The organism is Enterobacter cloacae complex sp. SHL021 (genome assembly GCF_049237765.1).
GTDB classification, from domain to species: domain Bacteria; phylum Pseudomonadota; class Gammaproteobacteria; order Enterobacterales; family Enterobacteriaceae; genus Enterobacter; species Enterobacter cloacae.
Map to the genome: position 1 here is coordinate 90,933 of NZ_JBMKJG010000006.1, position 17,717 is coordinate 108,649.

General features: G+C 54.5%; 16 protein-coding genes. All 16 read left to right on the plus strand.

Annotation, left to right across the window (positions count from 1 at the left end):
- The first annotated feature begins 538 nt into the window (after positions 1-538).
- Entirely contained in the window at positions 539-1,678 is a 1,140-nt protein-coding gene (locus ACOTZF_RS07720; RefSeq protein WP_014170829.1) for a polysaccharide export protein, read from the plus strand.
- A 6-nt stretch (positions 1,679-1,684) separates the two neighbouring features.
- Positions 1,685-2,128: a low molecular weight protein-tyrosine-phosphatase Wzb gene (wzb, locus tag ACOTZF_RS07725; protein ID WP_013097882.1), complete on the plus strand. Its 444-nt coding sequence runs from the start codon at positions 1,685-1,687 to the stop codon at positions 2,126-2,128.
- Positions 2,129-2,130: 2 nt separating this feature from the next.
- Complete coding sequence (gene wzc / locus ACOTZF_RS07730) at positions 2,131-4,293, plus strand: tyrosine-protein kinase Wzc (RefSeq protein ID WP_047023873.1); 2,163 nt, start codon at positions 2,131-2,133, stop codon at positions 4,291-4,293.
- A gap of 108 nt (positions 4,294-4,401) precedes the next feature.
- Positions 4,402-5,244 carry a colanic acid biosynthesis glycosyltransferase WcaA gene (gene wcaA, locus ACOTZF_RS07735; protein ID WP_013097880.1) on the plus strand — a complete coding sequence of 281 codons (843 nt, stop codon included), beginning with the start codon at positions 4,402-4,404 and terminating at the stop codon, positions 5,242-5,244.
- The gene (wcaB, locus tag ACOTZF_RS07740; RefSeq protein WP_013097879.1) at positions 5,244-5,735 is read left to right on the plus strand and encodes a colanic acid biosynthesis acetyltransferase WcaB; all 492 of its coding nucleotides are present in this window, start codon (positions 5,244-5,246) and stop codon (positions 5,733-5,735) included. Before wcaA ends, wcaB begins: the two co-directional genes overlap by 1 nt.
- The gene (gene wcaC, locus ACOTZF_RS07745) at positions 5,732-6,949 is read left to right on the plus strand and encodes a colanic acid biosynthesis glycosyltransferase WcaC (protein ID WP_129318044.1); all 1,218 of its coding nucleotides are present in this window, start codon (positions 5,732-5,734) and stop codon (positions 6,947-6,949) included. Before wcaB ends, wcaC begins: the two co-directional genes overlap by 4 nt.
- Positions 6,924-8,144: a colanic acid polymerase WcaD gene (gene wcaD / locus ACOTZF_RS07750; RefSeq protein WP_023622452.1), complete on the plus strand. Its 1,221-nt coding sequence runs from the start codon at positions 6,924-6,926 to the stop codon at positions 8,142-8,144. Before wcaC ends, wcaD begins: the two co-directional genes overlap by 26 nt.
- Positions 8,145-8,160: 16 nt before the next feature.
- Positions 8,161-8,907, plus strand: a complete 747-nt coding sequence (gene wcaE, locus ACOTZF_RS07755) for a colanic acid biosynthesis glycosyltransferase WcaE (protein ID WP_129318045.1) — start codon at positions 8,161-8,163, stop codon at positions 8,905-8,907.
- A gap of 15 nt (positions 8,908-8,922) precedes the next feature.
- Positions 8,923-9,471 (plus strand): colanic acid biosynthesis acetyltransferase WcaF, encoded by a 549-nt coding sequence (wcaF, locus tag ACOTZF_RS07760; protein WP_013097875.1) that lies wholly within the window; start codon positions 8,923-8,925, stop codon positions 9,469-9,471.
- A gap of 24 nt (positions 9,472-9,495) precedes the next feature.
- Positions 9,496-10,617, plus strand: a complete 1,122-nt coding sequence (gene gmd / locus ACOTZF_RS07765; protein ID WP_003863514.1) for a GDP-mannose 4,6-dehydratase — start codon at positions 9,496-9,498, stop codon at positions 10,615-10,617.
- Positions 10,618-10,619: 2 nt separating this feature from the next.
- Positions 10,620-11,585, plus strand: a complete 966-nt coding sequence (gene fcl, locus ACOTZF_RS07770; protein ID WP_013097874.1) for a GDP-L-fucose synthase — start codon at positions 10,620-10,622, stop codon at positions 11,583-11,585.
- A gap of 2 nt (positions 11,586-11,587) precedes the next feature.
- Positions 11,588-12,067 carry a GDP-mannose mannosyl hydrolase gene (locus tag ACOTZF_RS07775; RefSeq protein WP_129318046.1) on the plus strand — a complete coding sequence of 160 codons (480 nt, stop codon included), beginning with the start codon at positions 11,588-11,590 and terminating at the stop codon, positions 12,065-12,067.
- A complete protein-coding gene (gene wcaI, locus ACOTZF_RS07780) occupies positions 12,064-13,287 on the plus strand; it encodes a colanic acid biosynthesis fucosyltransferase WcaI (RefSeq protein ID WP_013097872.1) in 1,224 nt (407 codons plus the stop codon). Before ACOTZF_RS07775 ends, wcaI begins: the two co-directional genes overlap by 4 nt.
- Positions 13,288-13,290: 3 nt before the next feature.
- On the plus strand, positions 13,291-14,727 hold the full coding sequence (gene cpsB, locus ACOTZF_RS07785; protein ID WP_000084309.1) for a mannose-1-phosphate guanyltransferase: 1,437 nt from the start codon (positions 13,291-13,293) through the stop codon (positions 14,725-14,727).
- Between the two features lie 110 nt (positions 14,728-14,837).
- Entirely contained in the window at positions 14,838-16,208 is a 1,371-nt protein-coding gene (cpsG, locus tag ACOTZF_RS07790; protein WP_013097871.1) for a colanic acid biosynthesis phosphomannomutase CpsG, read from the plus strand.
- A gap of 114 nt (positions 16,209-16,322) precedes the next feature.
- Complete coding sequence (gene wcaJ / locus ACOTZF_RS07795; RefSeq protein WP_014832616.1) at positions 16,323-17,717, plus strand: undecaprenyl-phosphate glucose phosphotransferase; 1,395 nt, start codon at positions 16,323-16,325, stop codon at positions 17,715-17,717.

Here is a 17,717-nt window from a genome sequence, read left to right on the forward strand (position 1 = left end):
ATTTAATTACGGCGAACGCATTTTAGGATATATCGCAATAAATGGTTTTTATTTTAATTTTGTCAATATAAAGAAAATCCTAAAACGTCAAAACTTTGCTCTTAATATTAATCTTAAAAACTGTTATTAGGACAGTTGTCTCCTTGCCTGCTATTAGGTTAGCTGCAACAATTCTCCCAGCATCAAATGTTAAATCTCCTTGTTGCTATTATTGTTCCGGTCTTCAGTGATGGTTATTCATTATCTGCCGTGTATCGCAAGCGGTTGATATATTTCCAGAAGGCCTTATCAAAGAGGGTGTCTATCCATAACGCATTGTTTAGTCAGTGGATTGGTAACTGAAAGCCAAGGGCGGTAGCGTGCCTGAAAGCGTGTGAATCAGCCTCGATTATTCTGTCAATAGCCAATGGATGAATAAGCTTTTTTTAGGACTGATGCCAGTTATATTTCTATTTGAACAACTGCATGCTGAAAGCCAAATCGACCCGGCTTATTTAATTGCACAGGATAATTACTCTGCCAAAGTGATAAATAATCAATGATGAAATCCAAAATGAAATTGATGCCATTATTGGTGTCTGTGACCTTGATGAGTGGTTGTACAGTCTTTCCCGGCAGCAATATGTCAACAATGGGTAAGGATGTGATCAAACAACAGGATGCTGATTTTGATCTCGACAAAATGGTGAATGTTTATCCACTGACACCACGTCTGGTCGAACAATTACGTCCACGTCCAAATGTTGCGCAGCCGAATATGTCTCTGGACCAGGAAATTGCCTCCTACCAGTACCGCGTAGGTCCGGGTGACGTCATTAACGTTACCGTGTGGGACCATCCGGAATTGACCACGCCAGCGGGCCAATACCGCAGCTCAAGCGACACCGGTAACTGGGTGCAGTCTGATGGCACCATGTTCTATCCCTATATCGGCAAAGTACACGTTGCCGGGAAAACCCTTGCCGAAATCCGTAGTGATATTACCGGCCGCTTAGCGCAGTACATCGCCGATCCGCAGGTGGACGTTAATATCGCCGCATTCCGTTCGCAAAAAGCCTATATCTCCGGACAGGTGAACAAATCTGGCCAGCAGGCCATCACCAACGTGCCGCTGACCGTGCTGGACGCCATTAACGCCGCGGGCGGCTTAACCGACGGTGCCGACTGGCGCAACGTCGTTCTGACCCACAACGGTAAAGAACAACGCATTTCTCTGCAGGCGCTGATGCAAAACGGCGACCTGACCCAGAACCGTCTGCTCTATCCGGGCGACATTCTGTATGTACCGCGTAATGACGATCTGAAAGTCTTCGTGATGGGTGAAGTGAAGAAACAGAGCACCCTCAAAATGGACTTCAGCGGCATGACCCTGACCGAAGCACTGGGTAATGCAGAGGGTATCGATCTCACCACCTCTAATGCCACCGGTATCTTCGTGATCCGTCCGCTGAAAGGCGAGGGCAGTGCGAAAGGCAAGATTGCCAATATTTACCAGCTGGATATGTCCGATGCGACTTCTCTGGTAATGGCAACGGAGTTCCGCCTCCAGCCTTATGACGTGGTGTATGTCACCACCGCACCGGTTGCCCGCTGGAACCGTCTGATCAACCAGTTGCTGCCAACCATCAGTGGCGTTCGCTACATGACGGATACGGCGCGCGACATTCATACCTGGTAATCCGCGATGTTTAATAAAATTCTGGTGGTATGCGTGGGGAACATTTGCCGTTCCCCAACGGCTGAGCGGTTGCTGAAACACTACCAGCCCGAGCTCACCGTCGAATCTGCAGGGCTGGGCGCGCTGGTCGGTAAAGGTGCCGATGAAAGCGCCGCGAGCGTGGCCCGCGATCACAACCTTTCTCTTGACGGGCACTGCGCCCGCCAGGTCACCGGCCGCATGTGCCGGGAGTATGACCTGATCCTGACGATGGAAAAACGCCATATTCACTCGCTATGCGAAATCGCACCGGAGATGCGCGGCAAAGTGATGCTGTTTGGTCACTGGGAAAACGAACGCGAAATCCCCGATCCCTATCGCAAAAGCCGTGAGGCCTTTGAGGCGGTGTATACCTTACTTGACCAGTCTGCCCGTCAGTGGGCGCAGGCACTGAAAGCTCAGCAGGGATAACAATGACAGAAAAAACAAAACCTTCTGCCGCCCCGATTTCGGGCAGTGATGAAATCGATATTGGTCGCCTGGTCGGCACCGTCATAGAGGCGAAGTGGTGGGTACTTGGGATCACCGCCGTGTTTGCCGCCGCGGCGATCGTCTATACGCTGTTTGCGACACCCATCTATAGCGCCGATGCGCTGGTGCAGATTGAGCAGAACACCGGCAACTCGCTGGTGCAGGATATTGGCTCTGCCCTGGCGAACAAACCGCCTGCCTCCGAGGCCGAAATTCAGCTGATCCAGTCGCGTCTGGTGCTGGGTAAAACGGTTCACGATCTGGGGCTTGATATCTCCGTCACCAAAAATACCTTCCCGATATTTGGTGCCGGCTGGGATCGCCTGACCGGGCACAGCAACGACACGGTAAAAGTTACCGACTTTGTGCTGCCGAAAGGGAGCGCGGATCAAACCTTTACCCTGACCGTGCTAGGGCCGAAGCAGTATCAGCTGACCAGCGACGCAGGCTTCAGCGCGCGCGGTGAAGTGGGGCAAATGCTGACAAAAGATGGCGTCAGCATGAAGGTGAGCGCTATTCAGGCGCAGGAAGGCAGCGAGTTTACCGTCACCAAATTCTCCACCCTGGGGATGATCAACAATCTGCAAAACAACCTGACGGTCACCGAAAATGGCAAGGACACGGGTGTCCTGAGCATGACCTTTACCGGTGAAGATAAGGATCAAATCCGCGAAATTCTCAACAGCATTACCCGCAACTACCTTGAGCAGAACGTCGAACGCAAGTCGGCTGAAGCGGCGAAAAGCCTGGCCTTCCTCGCCAAACAGCTCCCGGAAGTACGAGCACGTCTGGATGATGCAGAGAACAAACTGAACGCGTTTCGTCAGGATAAAGATTCCGTCGATCTGCCGCTGGAAGCGAAATCGGTGCTCGATTCGATGGTCAACATTGATGCGCAGCTTAATGAGTTGACCTTCAAAGAGGCGGAAATTTCTAAGCTCTACACCAAACGTCACCCGGCCTATCGCACGCTGCTGGAAAAACGTCGCACCCTCGAAGAGGAAAAAGCGAAGCTTAATGACCGCGTCACCGCGATGCCAAAAACGCAGCAGGAAATTGTGCGTCTGACCCGCGACGTGGAATCCGGCCAGCAGGTCTATATGCAACTGCTGAACAAACAGCAGGAGCTGAAGATTACCGAAGCCAGTACCGTCGGCGACGTGCGTATTGTTGACCCGGCCATTACCCAGCCTGGCGTACTGAAGCCGAAGAAAGCGCTGATTATCCTCGGCAGCATTATCCTCGGCCTGATGCTCTCCATTGTTGGTGTGCTGCTGCGTTCGCTGTTCAACCGCGGTATCGAAAGCCCGCAGGTGCTGGAAGAGAATGGTATCAACGTTTACGCCAGTATCCCGCTCTCCGAATGGCAGAAATCGCATGACCGGGTCAAAAGCGTCAAAGGCGTCAAGCGTTACAAACAGAGCCAGCTGCTGGCAGTGGGTAACCCGACGGACCTGGCAATTGAAGCGGTGCGCAGCCTGCGTACCAGTCTCCACTTCGCCATGATGCAGGCCAAAAACAACGTACTGATGTTAACCGGTGTCAGCCCGTCGATAGGTAAGACCTTTGTCTGTGCCAACCTGGCGGCGGTGGTCAGCCAGACCAATAAACGGGTACTGCTGATCGACTGCGATATGCGTAAGGGCTATACCCACGAGCTGCTGGGGACCAATAACGTTAACGGCCTGTCGGAAATCCTGCTTGGCAAGGGTGAGATTAGCCAGAGCGCAAAACCGACCAGCATCCCGAAATTTGACCTCATCCCACGTGGTCAGGTGCCGCCAAACCCATCCGAACTGTTGATGAGCGACCGCTTTGCCGAGCTGGTGGAGTGGGCGAGCAAAAACTATGACCTGGTGCTGATCGATACACCACCAATTCTGGCCGTGACCGATGCGGCCGTGGTCGGTCGCCTGGCGGGAACCACGCTGATGGTGGCGCGCTATGCGGTGAACACCCTGAAGGAAGTGGAAACCAGCCTGAGCCGCTTCGAGCAGAATGGCATTGAGGTGAAAGGGGTGATCCTGAACTCCATCTTCCGCCGTGCGACCGGGTACCAGGATTACGGGTATTACGAGTACGAATATAAGTCTGACAGCAAATAACAATCCCCCTCACCCTAACCCTCTCCCGAGGGGAGAGGGAACTGCCCGGTGCAGCTATTCTCCCTCTCCCTTTGGGAGAGAGGCGGGGTGAGGGATCAGGGGAAGACTATGACCACACAACGCCCTTTAGTTTCTATTTATATGCCGACATGGAATCGTCAGCAGCTGGCGATCCGTGCAATCAAATCGGTGCTGCGCCAGGATTACGATAACTGGGAGCTGATCATTGTTGATGACTGTTCCTCTTCGTATGAGCAGCTGCAAAAGTTTGTCACTGACCTCAATGACCCGCGTGTCAGCTATACCCATAACGCGATCAACTCCGGGGCGTGTGCGGTGCGTAATCAGGCAATTATGCAGGCCAAAGGGCAGTATCTGACCGGCATCGACGACGATGACGAGTGGACACCAAACCGGCTGTCCATTTTCCTGTCGCACAAGGAACAACTGGTCACCCACGCTTTCCTGTATGCCAACGACTATGTCTGTCAGGGCGAGGTTTACTCGCAGCCTGCCAGCCTGCCGCTGTACCCGAAATCACCATACTCTCGCCGCCTCTTCTACAAGCGCAACATCATCGGCAATCAGGTGTTCACCTGGGCGTGGCGCTTTAAAGAGTGCCTGTTCGATACCGAACTGAAGGCCGCGCAGGATTACGACATCTTCCTGCGAATGGTGGTGGAGTATGGCGAGCCGTGGAAGGTGGAAGAGGCCACGCAGATCCTGCACATCAACCACGGGGAGATGCAAATCACCTCCTCACCAAAAAAATTCTCGGGTTACTTCCATTTCTACCGCAAGCACAAGGATAAGTTTGACCGTGCCAGCCGGAAGTACCAGCTCTTTACCCTCTATCAGATCCGCAATAAGCGGATGACCTGGCGTACCTTGCTGACGCTGTTTTCCGTGCGCAACGGCAAGCGACTGGCTGATGGACTGCGGGGGAAATAATGTTTCTGGAAGATTGCCGCGCTAACAGCTGGAGCCTGCGCCCGTGCTGCATGGTTCTGGCGTACCGCATCGCGCATTTCTGCTCGGTGTGGCGTAAGAAAAATGTTCTGAACAACCTCTGGGCGGCACCGGTTCTGGTGCTGTACCGGATTATCACCGAATGCATTTTTGGCTATGAAATTCAGGCTGCGGCCACCATCGGCCGCCGCTTTACCATTCACCACGGCTATGCGGTGGTCATCAATAAGTTCGTGGTCGCCGGGGATGATTTCACTATTCGTCATGCGGTCACCATCGGCAACCGGGGGCCGGAGAGCCTGGCCTGCCCGGTCATCGGCAACAACGTCGAGCTGGGGGCGAACGTGGTGATCATTGGCGACATTACCATTGGTAACAACGTCACGATTGGTGCAGGCAGCGTGGTGCTGGACAGCATTCCGGATAACGCGCTGGTAGTGGGCGAAAAAGCCCGCGTGAAGGTGATCAAATGAACATTCTGCAATTTAACGTCCGTCTCGCCGAGGGCGGGGCGGCTGGCGTGGCGCTGGATCTGCACCAGCGTGCGCTGCAAAAAGGGCTTCAGTCTCGTTTTATCTACGGCTATGGCAAAGGCGGTAAGAAAAGCGTCAGCCACGATAGCTATCCGCAGGTGCACAAGCAGACGCCACGTCTGACGTCTGTCGCCAACATTGCGCTGTTTCGTCTGTTTAACCGCGATCTGTTTGGCAACCTGAACAACCTCTATCGTACGGTCACGCGCACTTCCGGCCCGGTTGTGCTCCATTTTCACGTGCTGCACAGCTACTGGCTGAATCTGCAAGAGGTGGTGACGTTTTGCCAGAAGGTACAGGCTCACAAGCCGGATACCCGCTTCATCTGGACGCTGCACGACCACTGGAGCGTGACCGGGCGCTGTGCGTTCACCGACGGCTGTGAAGGCTGGAAAAACGCCTGCCAGAAGTGCCCGACATTAACCAATTACCCGCCGGTGAAAGTGGATCGCGCTCACCAGCTGGTGGACGGAAAACGTCAGCAGTTCCGCGATATGCTGTCGCTCGGCTGCACGTTTATCTCCCCCAGCCAGCATGTGGCCGATGCTTTTAACAGTCTGTATGGGGCAGGGCGGTGTCAGATCATCAACAACGGGATCGACGTGGCGACGGAAGCGATTCTGGCCGAGTTGACCCCGGTTGCGGAAACCGCAGGCAAACCGAAAATTGCAATCGTCGCGCATGACCTGCGTTACGACGGCAAAACCAACCAGCAGCTGGTGCGCGACATGATGGCGCTGGGTGACAAAATTGAACTGCATACCTTCGGCAAATTCTCGCCGTTCGATGGCGCTAACGTGGTGAATCATGGGTTTGAAACGGATAAGCGCAAGCTGATGAGCGCCCTCAACGGGATGGATGCGCTGGTGTTCAGCTCGCGCGTCGATAACTACCCGCTGATCCTCTGCGAAGCGCTCTCGATTGGCGTGCCGGTGATCGCCACCCACAGCGATGCGGCGCGTGAAGTGCTGGAAAAATCGGGCGGGAAAACGTTCGCGGAACAGGAGGTGCTGCCGCTGGTGCAACTGCCGAAGCCGCAGGTTGCGCAGGCCGTTTTTGGCACTGACCTGGAATCGTTCCGCAACCGCAGCCGCAAGGCCTACAGTGGACAACAGATGCTGGAGGAATATGTCTCGTTCTATCAGAGTCTGTAGTTATCTGCTGCTACCGCTGATCTATCTGCTGGTCAACGTCAAAATTGCCCAGCTCGGCGAAAGCTTCCCGATAACCATTGTGACCTTCTTGCCCGCTCTGCTTCTGTTGTACGTCGATAAAATCAACCTCAAGAAGCTGATGATTGCCTTAGGGATGGGCTTTGGCCTGACGCTGTTTAACTACATCTTTGGCCAGTCGCTGGATCCCAGCAAGTACGTCACCTCTACCATGCTGTTTGTTTATATTGTCATTATTATTGGCATGGTCTGGAGTATTCGTTTTAAAACTATTTCTCCGCACAATTATCGGAAAATCCTCAGGCTCTTTTATATTGCCGTTGCGTTAATTGTTATGCTTGCTGCACTGGAAATGGCACAAATTATTCTCACCGGTGGTAGCAGCCTGATGGAGATGATTTCGAAATATCTCATTTACAGTAACAGCTATGTACTGAACTTCATTAAGTTTGGCGGTAAGCGTACGACAGCCCTCTATTTTGAACCGGCGTTTTTCGCTCTGGCGTTAATCTCAATTTGGCTCAGCATCAAACAGTTTGGTATCAAAACCCCTAAGACCGATGCTATGATTCTTGCAGGAATCGTTCTGTCTGGTTCGTTCTCAGGGGTCATGACATTTATCCTGTTTTACCTCCTGGAGTGGGCATTCCAGTACCTGAACAAAGATGCGATTAAGAAAAAGCTGCCGCTGGCGATCATCTCCCTGACGGTATTTTTAGTAGGCGTGATATTTGCGTTCCCGTATATCTCAGAGCGTCTGGGAGATTTGGGAACGGAAGGTTCATCGTCCTATTATCGCATTATCGGGCCGCTGGTGATGGTGGGTTATTCCTTAACCCATATCGACGGTGTAGTAAGATTCGGCTCACTTTACGAATATGTTGCATCATTCGGAATCTTTAACGGTGCGGATGTCGGTAAAACCATAGACAATGGCCTGTATCTGTTAATTATTTATTTTTCGTGGTTCGCCGTACTGTTGACGCTCTGGTATCTGTTTAAAGTTTTCAAAATGATGATTAACGCGTTTGGGGATAACCAGAACTTTCGCGTGCAGCTTTATCTGTTTACGCCAGTGTCGCTGTTTTTTACGGGGTCAATATTTAGCCCGGAATATGCTTTCTTGATTGTCTGTCCGTTTATTCTGCGCAAAGCGCTTAATATTACGAACGTATGACGAAATGAGGTGATTTATGTTTCTTAGCGTCATTACTGTTGCCTTTCGTAATTACGAAGGGGTGGTAAAAACCTGGCGCTCGCTGCGCAACCTGGCGCGCGATCCGAGTCTCAGCTTTGAGTGGATCGTGGTCGATGGCGGCTCGAACGATGGCACGGCGGAGTTTCTGGAAAAACTCAACGGTGAGTTCAACTTACGCTTCGTAAGCGAGAAAGATAAAGGCATCTACGATGCGATGAACAAAGGCATTAACATGGCGCAAGGCCGTTATGCCATCTTCCTTAACTCGGGCGATGTGTTCCATGACGATGTGGCCCAGTTTGCCCGTCAGCTGGCGCGCCAGAAAGACGACGCGATGTATATTGGCGATGCGCTGCTCGATTTTGGCGACGGGCATAAAATTTGCCGCAGCGCGAAAGCCGGCTGGTATATCTATCACAGTTTACCGGCCAGCCATCAGGCCATTTTCTTTCCGGTAAAAGGTCTGAAAAAACAGCCTTACGATCTGCAGTATAAAGTGTCATCAGATTATGCCCTGGCCGCCAGTCTGTATAAATCAGGCTACCCGTTCCGTCGAATTAAAGGGCTGGTATCTGAATTTTCAATGGGCGGTGTATCCACCTCGAATAATCTGGAATTGTGCCAGGATGCAAAAAACGTACAGCGTAAGATATTACGCGTGCCTGCATTCTGGGCGGAATTGTCTTATTTATTCCGCCTGCGCACTACGGGTAAAACGAAAACCTTATATAACAAAGCCTGAATATAAGGAAATGTAATGCAGGATCTTAACGGGTTCACCGTGCCGAAAGGTTTTCGGGGCGGGAACGGAATTAAAGTGCAGTTATGGTGGGCCGTTCAGGCCACCTTATTTGCCTGGTCACCGCAAATACTGTATCGCTGGCGTGCCTTTTTATTGCGTCTGTTTGGCGCAAAAATCGGAAAAAACGTAGTCATTCGTCCATCGGTAAAAATTACTTACCCCTGGAAATTAACGCTTGGCGATTACGCCTGGGTAGGGGATGACGCCGTGTTATATACCCTTGGCGATATCACGATTGGTGCAAACGCGGTGGTGTCACAGAAGTGTTATTTGTGTACCGGCAGCCACGATTTTATGAGTCAGCATTTTGATATTACCGCTTCGCCAATTGTGATTGGCGAAAAATGCTGGCTGGCAACAGATGTATTTGTTGCACCTGGTGTTTCTGTTGGCGATGGCACGGTAGTTGGTGCCCGCAGCAGCGTTTTTAAATCGCTACCGGCAAATAAAATTTGCCGTGGCAACCCCGCAGTGGTGATACGCGAACGCGTTGAAACTGATTAAATTCATAAGTAGAGGAATATAAACATGTCTAAAGTCGCTCTCATCACCGGCGTTACCGGGCAGGATGGTTCTTACCTGGCAGAGTTACTGCTGGAAAAAGGTTATGAAGTTCACGGTATTAAGCGTCGTGCTTCTTCTTTCAACACGGAACGTGTGGATCATATTTACCAGGATCCGCATGCGGCGAACCCGAAATTCCATCTGCACTACGGCGACCTGACCGATACCTCCAACCTGACCCGCATCCTGCAGGAAGTACAGCCGGATGAAGTTTACAACCTGGGCGCGATGAGCCACGTAGCGGTTTCTTTCGAATCCCCGGAATACACCGCTGACGTTGACGCCATGGGTACGCTGCGTCTGCTGGAAGCGATTCGTTTCCTCGGCCTTGAGAAAAAAACCCGTTTCTACCAGGCATCCACCTCTGAACTGTACGGTCTGGTGCAGGAAATCCCGCAGAAAGAGACCACCCCGTTCTACCCACGTTCTCCTTACGCGGTAGCCAAACTGTATGCCTACTGGATCACCGTAAACTACCGTGAATCTTACGGCATGTACGCCTGTAACGGCATTCTGTTTAACCACGAATCCCCACGTCGTGGCGAAACCTTCGTGACCCGTAAAATTACCCGCGCTATCGCCAACATCGCTCAGGGTCTGGAATCCTGCCTGCACCTCGGCAATATGGACTCCCTGCGTGACTGGGGCCATGCCAAAGACTACGTGAAGATGCAGTGGATGATGCTGCAGCAGGAGCAGCCAGAAGACTTCGTGATTGCGACCGGCGTGCAGTACTCCGTCCGTCAATTCGTGGAAATGGCTGCCGCACAGCTGGGTATCAAACTGCGCTTCGAAGGCACTGGCGTGGAAGAGAAGGGGATCGTTGTCTCTGTGACCGGCCATGACGCACCGGGCGTGAAACCAGGTGATGTGATTGTGCAGGTTGACCCGCGTTACTTCCGTCCTGCGGAAGTGGAAACCCTGCTGGGCGACCCAACCAAAGCGCACGAGAAACTGGGCTGGAAACCAGAAACCACTCTGCAGGAGATGGTCTCTGAGATGGTAGCCAAAGATCTTGAAGCAGCGAAAAAACACTCTCTGCTCAAATCTCATGGCTACGAGGTTGCCATCGCGCTGGAGTCCTGAGAATGACAAAACAACGTATTTTTGTCGCCGGTCATCGCGGAATGGTGGGTTCCGCGATTGTTCGCCAGCTGGAGCAGCGCGGTGACGTGGAAGTGGTTGTCCGTACCCGCGACGAGCTGAATCTTCTCGATAGCCGTGCGGTACAGGACTTCTTTGCCAATGAACGTATCGATCAGGTGTATCTGGCAGCGGCAAAAGTGGGCGGCATTGTCGCTAACAACACTTACCCGGCAGATTTCATCTACGAGAACATGATGATTGAGAGCAACATCATTCACGCGGCACATCTGCACAACGTGAACAAGCTGTTGTTCCTCGGCTCATCCTGTATCTACCCGAAAATGGCGAAACAGCCGATCGCCGAGAGCGAACTGCTGCAGGGGACGCTGGAAGCAACCAACGAGCCGTACGCCATTGCCAAAATTGCCGGGATCAAGCTGTGCGAGTCCTACAACCGTCAGTACAACCGTGACTATCGCTCGGTGATGCCGACCAACCTGTACGGGCCGCACGACAACTTCCACCCGAGCAACTCGCACGTGATCCCGGCGCTGCTGCGTCGTTTCCACGAGGCGACCGCCGAGAACGCACCGGATGTGGTGGTGTGGGGCAGCGGCACGCCGATGCGCGAATTCCTGCACGTGGATGACATGGCCGCGGCCAGCATTCACGTGATGGAGCTGGATCGCGAGGTGTGGCAGGAGAACACCGAGCCGATGCTGTCGCACATCAACGTAGGCACTGGCGTGGATTGCACCATTCGCGAGCTGGCGCAGACCATCGCCCAGGTGGTGGGCTACAAGGGCCGCGTGGTGTTTGATGCCACCAAGCCGGACGGCACGCCGCGCAAACTGCTGGACGTCACCCGTCTGCATCAGCTGGGCTGGTATCACGAGGTGTCGCTGGAACAAGGGCTGGCAAGTACCTACCAGTGGTTCCTGGAAAACCAGCACCGCTTCCGGGGGTAACAATGTTTTTAAGTCAGGAAGATTTTGCCACGGTAGTGCGCTCCACTCCGCTCATCTCAATTGATTTGATCGTGGAGAACGAACGCGGCGAGTTCTTGCTGGGGAAACGAACCAATCGTCCTGCTCAGGGCTTCTGGTTCGTGCCCGGCGGGCGCGTGCAGAAGGATGAGACGCTGGCAAACGCGTTTGAGCGTCTCACTCTGGCGGAACTGGGCCTGCAACTGCCGATGGCAGCAGGCCTGTTTTACGGGGTCTGGCAGCACTTCTATGACGATAACTTTTCAGGCACCGGCTTCACCACGCACTACATCGTGCTGGGGTTCCGCCTGAAGGTGAGTGAGGCAGACCTGCGTCTGCCTGATTCTCAGCACGACGACTACCGCTGGCAGACGCCAGAGGCGCTGCTGGCCAGCGACAATGTGCATGACAACAGTCGTGCCTATTTCCTGGCCGATCGTCAGTCTGAGGTGCCGGGACTATGAAGATCCTCGTATATGGAATCAACTACTCGCCGGAATTGACCGGTATCGGGAAATACACCGGCGAGATGGTCGAGTGGATGGCGAGCCAGGGACATGACGTGCGGGTCATTACCGCGCCGCCGTACTACCCGGAATGGAAAGTGGGCGAGCGCTACTCCAGCTGGCGCTATCGCCGCGAAGAGGGCGCTGCGACCGTCTGGCGTTGCCCGCTGTACGTGCCGAAGCAGCCCTCGACGCTGAAACGTTTAATTCATCTGGGCAGCTTTGCCCTGAGCAGTTTCTTCCCGCTGATGGCGCAGCGTCGCTGGAAGCCGGATCGCATCATCGGCGTGGTACCGACGCTGTTCTGCACGCCGGGCATGCGGCTGCTGGGCAAGCTCTCCGGTGCGCGCACGTTGCTGCACATTCAGGATTATGAAGTCGACGCCATGCTGGGCCTGGGGATGGCAGGTAAAGGCAAGGGCGGCAAAGTGGCGAAACTCGCCAGCGCTTTTGAGCGCAGCGGTCTGCATAACGTGGATTATGTCTCCACCATCTCGCGATCGATGATGAACAAAGCGCAGGAGAAGGGCGTCGCGCCGGAAAAGGTGATCTTTTTCCCGAACTGGTCCGAAGTGGCCCGTTTCCGTGACGTAACAGAACACGACGCGCAGGCGCTTCGCGCAGAGCTCGGTTTGCCTGATGACCAAAAAATCATTCTTTATTCAGGCAATATCGGCGAAAAGCAGGGGCTGGAGAACGTTATCGAGGCGGCTCAACAGCTTAGCGAACATCCGTGGATGTTTGTGATTGTCGGTCAGGGCGGCGGAAAAGCGCGTCTGGAGAAGATGGCCAGTGAACGCGGCCTGACTAACGTGAAATTCTTCCCGCTTCAGTCTTACGAGGCGCTGCCTGCGCTGCTGAAGATGGGTGACTGCCATCTGGTGGTGCAAAAGCGCGGCGCGGCGGATGCGGTGCTGCCGTCCAAGCTGACCAACATTCTGGCCGTGGGCGGGAACGCTGTGATCACGGCAGAAGCCGAAACCGAATTAGGCCAGCTGTGTGACAGCTACCCGGGGATCGCCGTTTGCGTGGAGCCGGAATCGGTTCCGGCGCTGGTGACCGGAATTGAACAGGCACTCGCCATGCCAAAAGTGAACACGGTGGCACGTGAATATGCCGAACGCACGCTCGAGAAAGAGAACGTGCTGAGCCAATTTATTGCAGATATACGGGGATAAATCATGAGTCAAACCACGTTGTATCCGGTTGTGATGGCAGGTGGCTCTGGTAGCCGGTTGTGGCCGCTGTCCCGCGTGCTCTATCCAAAACAGTTCCTCTGCCTGAAAGGGGATCTCACCATGCTGCAAACGACGGTTAACCGTCTGCAGGGTGTGGAGTGTGAAAGCCCGGTGGTGATTTGTAACGAACAGCACCGCTTTATTGTTGCCGAGCAGCTGCGCCAGCTGAACAAACTCACAGAAAACATCATTCTGGAGCCTGCCGGACGAAATACCGCCCCAGCCATTGCCCTGGCGGCGCTGGCGGCAAAACGCAGCAGCCCGGATTGCGATCCGCTGATGCTGGTCCTGGCGGCGGACCACGTCATTCAGCAAGAAGAGGCGTTCCGCGACGCGGTGCGGGCGGCCATTCCTTACGCAGAAAGCGGCAAGCTGGTGACCTTCGGCATCGTGCCGGATCTGCCAGAAACCGGCTATGGCTATATCCGCCGCGGCAGCGTGACGCCGGGCGAAGGCGACAGCGTGGCGTTTGACGTGGCGCAGTTCGTTGAGAAACCGAATCTGGAAACCGCGCAGGCCTACGTTGCCAGCGGTGAATACTACTGGAACAGCGGTATGTTCCTGTTCCGCGCCGGTCGCTATCTGGAAGAACTGCAAAAGTATCGTCCGGATATCCTGAGCGCCTGCGAAAAAGCCATGAACGTGGTGGATCCGGATCTCGACTTTATTCGCGTCGACGAAGCCGCTTTCCTCGCCTGCCCGGAAGAGTCCATTGACTATGCGGTGATGGAGCGCACGGCGGATGCGGTGGTGGTGCCGATGGATGCAGGCTGGAGCGATGTTGGCTCCTGGTCCTCCCTGTGGGAGATCAGCGCCCATACCCCGGAGGGTAACGTCCATCACGGTGATGTGATTAGCCACAAAACCGAGAACAGCTACGTCTACGCCGAATCCGGCCTCGTGACCACGGTGGGGGTGAAGGATCTGGTGGTCGTCCAGACCAAAGACGCCGTGCTGATTGCCGACCGTAACGCCGTGCAGGACGTTAAAAAGGTGGTGGAGAAGATCAAAGCCGACGGTCGCCACGAGCACCATATTCACCGCGAAGTGTACCGCCCGTGGGGCAAATACGACTCCATCGATGCGGGCGAACGTTACCAGGTGAAGCGCATTACCGTGAAGCCGGGCGAAGGCCTGTCGGTACAGATGCATCACCATCGTGCCGAGCACTGGGTGGTGGTGGCGGGTACCGCCAAAGTGACCATCGACGGTGAAGTGAAACTGCTCGGTGAAAACGAGTCAATTTATATTCCGCTGGGGGCGACACACTGTCTGGAAAACCCAGGGAAGATACCTCTTGATTTAATTGAAGTGCGCTCCGGCGCGTATCTGGAAGAGGACGATATTGTCCGTTTCCAGGACCGCTACGGTCGGGTGTAACCACTTCGCATCATGCCCGGTGGCGCTGTGCTTACCGGGCCTACGAATGAATAAAAAATATTTTGCCTGTTAATTGGGCGGGCCAACTGTTGCCTGAAAAAGGGGTCATGATGGAAAAGTTAACCTGTTTTAAAGCCTACGATATTCGCGGCAAGCTGGGTGAAGAGCTGAATGAAGACATTGCGTGGCGCATCGGCCGCGCGTACGGCGAATACCTGAAACCGAAAACTATCGTACTGGGTGGCGACGTGCGTCTGACCAGCGAATCCCTGAAGCTGGCGCTGGCGAAAGGGCTGCAGGACGCGGGCGTGGACGTGCTGGATATCGGCCTTTCCGGTACCGAAGAGATCTATTTTGCCACCTTCCACCTGGGCGTGGACGGCGGGATTGAAGTCACGGCCAGCCATAACCCGATGGATTACAACGGTATGAAGCTGGTGCGCAAGGGTGCGCGCCCTATCAGCGGTGATACCGGCCTGCGCGACGTGCAGCGTCTGGCGGAAGCCAACGACTTCCCGCCGGTGAACGAGTCTGCACGCGGCAGCTACAAGCAGATCGATCTGCGTAAAGAGTACATTGACCACCTGCTGGGTTACATCAACGTAGCAAACCTTAAGCCGCTGAAGCTGGTCATTAACTCCGGCAACGGCGCGGCGGGCCCGGTGGTGGATGCCCTGGAAGCCCGCTTTAAGGCGCTGAACGTGCCGGTGACCTTCGTCAAGGTACACAACACCCCGGACGGCAACTTCCCGAACGGTATCCCAAACCCGCTGCTGCCAGAGTGCCGCGACGACACCCGCAATGCGGTGATTGAACACGGTGCGGATATGGGCATCGCCTTTGACGGCGATTTCGACCGCTGCTTCCTGTTCGACGAAAAAGGGCAGTTCATCGAGGGCTATTACATTGTCGGCCTGCTGGCGGAAGCGTTCCTCGAGAAAAATCCGGGGGCGAAGATCATTCATGACCCGCGCCTCTCCTGGAACACCGTTGACGTGGTGTCAGCGGCAGGCGGTACGCCGGTGATGTCCAAAACCGGTCACGCGTTTATTAAAGAGCGTATGCGCGAAGAAGACGCCATCTACGGCGGCGAGATGAGCGCCCATCACTACTTCCGCGATTTTGCCTACTGCGACAGCGGGATGATCCCGTGGCTGCTGGTGACCGAACTGCTGTGCCTGAAAGGTCAGACCCTGGGCGAGCTGGTGCGCGACCGTATGGCGGCCTTCCCGGCAAGTGGAGAGATCAACAGCAAACTGGCGCAGCCGGCTGAGGCCATTGCCCGCGTGGAACAGCACTTTGCTATTCACGCGCTGGAAATTGACCGTACCGACGGTATCAGCATGGCGTTCCCGCAGTGGCGCTTTAACCTGCGCTCGTCCAATACCGAGCCGGTGGTGCGCCTGAACGTGGAATCCCGCGCCGACACCGCGCTGATGGAAGCCCGAACGAAGGACATTCTGGCGCTGTTGAATCAGTAATCATTGCCCCTCACCCCAGCCCTCTCCCCACAGGGGAGAGGGTGTTCAAGTTCCCTCTCCCCTGTGGGGAGGGGGTTAGGGTGAGGGGTAAGGTTTTGAACTAAAGGAACAACGATGACGAATCTAAAAAAGCGCGAACGAGCGAGAACGAATGCATCGTTAATCTCTATGGTGCAGCGTTTTTCTGATATCACCATCATGGTCGGCGGATTGTGGGCGGTGTGTTGGATCAGCGGGCAATCGTTCTTATACATGCACCTGCTGATGGCACTGATTGCGCTGGTCGTGTTTCAGATGATCGGCGGGATGACGGATTTCTATCGTTCGTGGCGTGGCGTCAAGATGACCACCGAACTGATGCTGTTGCTGCAGAACTGGACCTTAAGCCTGATCTTCAGCGCGGGCCTGGTGGCGTTCAGCCATGATTTTGATAATCGTCTGGTGACGTATCTGTGCTGGTATCTGTTAACCAGCGTCGGCATGGTGGTTTGCCGCTCCCTGATCCGCTTTGGCGCGGGCTGGTTGCGTAACCGTGGTTACAACCGCCGCTATGTCGCCGTTGCCGGCGATCTGCCGGTGGGCCAGGTGCTGCTTGATAGCTTCCGCAAAGAGCCGTGGTTAGGTTTTGAAGTGGTTGGGATCTACCACGACGCGAAACCGGGTGGCGTGCCGTCGGACTGGGCGGGCAACTACGACCAGCTTATTGACGATGCGAAAGCGGGCAAAATTCACAACGTCTACATTGCCATGCAGATGAAAGAGGAGTCCCGCATTAAGAAACTGATGCGCGACCTGGCGGACACCACCTGTTCCGTGATCCTCATTCCGGACGTCTTTACCTTCAACATTCTCCATTCCCGTATCGAAGAGGTGAACGGTGTACCGGTAGTGCCGCTGTACGACACGCCGCTGTCAGGTATCAACCGTGTTCTCAAACGCCTGGAAGACATTGTGCTCTCTTCACTGATCCTTCTGCTGATCTCCCCGGTGCTGTGCTGCATTGCCCTGGCGGTGAAGCTGAGCTCTCCAGGGCCAGTTATCTTCCGTCAGACGCGCTACGGCATGGACGGTAAGCCGATCATGGTGTGGAAATTCCGCTCCATGAAGGTGATGGAGAACGACAAAGTGGTGACGCAGGCTACGCAGAACGATCCGCGCGTGACCCGCGTGGGGAATTTCCTGCGCCGCACCTCGCTGGACGAGCTGCCGCAGTTTATCAACGTCTTTACCGGCGGTATGTCGATTGTCGGGCCACGTCCGCACGCGGTTGCCCATAACGAGCAGTACCGCTCGCTGATTGAAGGCTACATGCTGCGCCATAAAGTGAAGCCAGGCATTACCGGCTGGGCGCAAATCAACGGCTGGCGCGGTGAAACCGACACGCTGGAAAAAATGGAAAAACGTATTGAATTCGACCTTGAGTACATCCGTGAGTGGAGCCTCTGGTTCGATATCAAAATTGTTTTTCTGACCATCTTCAAAGGTTTCGTGAACAAAGCGGCGTACTAA

What these genes read in the sequence shown, in the direction of transcription:
- ACOTZF_RS07720 (WP_014170829.1), top strand. Translation starts at nt 539, where the DNA reads ATGATGAAATCCAAAATGAAATTGATGCCATTATTGGTGTCTGTGACC.
- wzb (WP_013097882.1), top strand. Translation starts at nt 1,685, where the DNA reads ATGTTTAATAAAATTCTGGTGGTATGCGTGGGGAACATTTGCCGTTCC.
- wzc (WP_047023873.1), top strand. Translation starts at nt 2,131, where the DNA reads ATGACAGAAAAAACAAAACCTTCTGCCGCCCCGATTTCGGGCAGTGAT.
- wcaA (WP_013097880.1), top strand. Translation starts at nt 4,402, where the DNA reads ATGACCACACAACGCCCTTTAGTTTCTATTTATATGCCGACATGGAAT.
- wcaB (WP_013097879.1), top strand. Translation starts at nt 5,244, where the DNA reads ATGTTTCTGGAAGATTGCCGCGCTAACAGCTGGAGCCTGCGCCCGTGC.
- wcaC (WP_129318044.1), top strand. Translation starts at nt 5,732, where the DNA reads ATGAACATTCTGCAATTTAACGTCCGTCTCGCCGAGGGCGGGGCGGCT.
- wcaD (WP_023622452.1), top strand. Translation starts at nt 6,924, where the DNA reads ATGTCTCGTTCTATCAGAGTCTGTAGTTATCTGCTGCTACCGCTGATC.
- wcaE (WP_129318045.1), top strand. Translation starts at nt 8,161, where the DNA reads ATGTTTCTTAGCGTCATTACTGTTGCCTTTCGTAATTACGAAGGGGTG.
- wcaF (WP_013097875.1), top strand. Translation starts at nt 8,923, where the DNA reads ATGCAGGATCTTAACGGGTTCACCGTGCCGAAAGGTTTTCGGGGCGGG.
- gmd (WP_003863514.1), top strand. Translation starts at nt 9,496, where the DNA reads ATGTCTAAAGTCGCTCTCATCACCGGCGTTACCGGGCAGGATGGTTCT.
- fcl (WP_013097874.1), top strand. Translation starts at nt 10,620, where the DNA reads ATGACAAAACAACGTATTTTTGTCGCCGGTCATCGCGGAATGGTGGGT.
- ACOTZF_RS07775 (WP_129318046.1), top strand. Translation starts at nt 11,588, where the DNA reads ATGTTTTTAAGTCAGGAAGATTTTGCCACGGTAGTGCGCTCCACTCCG.
- wcaI (WP_013097872.1), top strand. Translation starts at nt 12,064, where the DNA reads ATGAAGATCCTCGTATATGGAATCAACTACTCGCCGGAATTGACCGGT.
- cpsB (WP_000084309.1), top strand. Translation starts at nt 13,291, where the DNA reads ATGAGTCAAACCACGTTGTATCCGGTTGTGATGGCAGGTGGCTCTGGT.
- cpsG (WP_013097871.1), top strand. Translation starts at nt 14,838, where the DNA reads ATGGAAAAGTTAACCTGTTTTAAAGCCTACGATATTCGCGGCAAGCTG.
- wcaJ (WP_014832616.1), top strand. Translation starts at nt 16,323, where the DNA reads ATGACGAATCTAAAAAAGCGCGAACGAGCGAGAACGAATGCATCGTTA.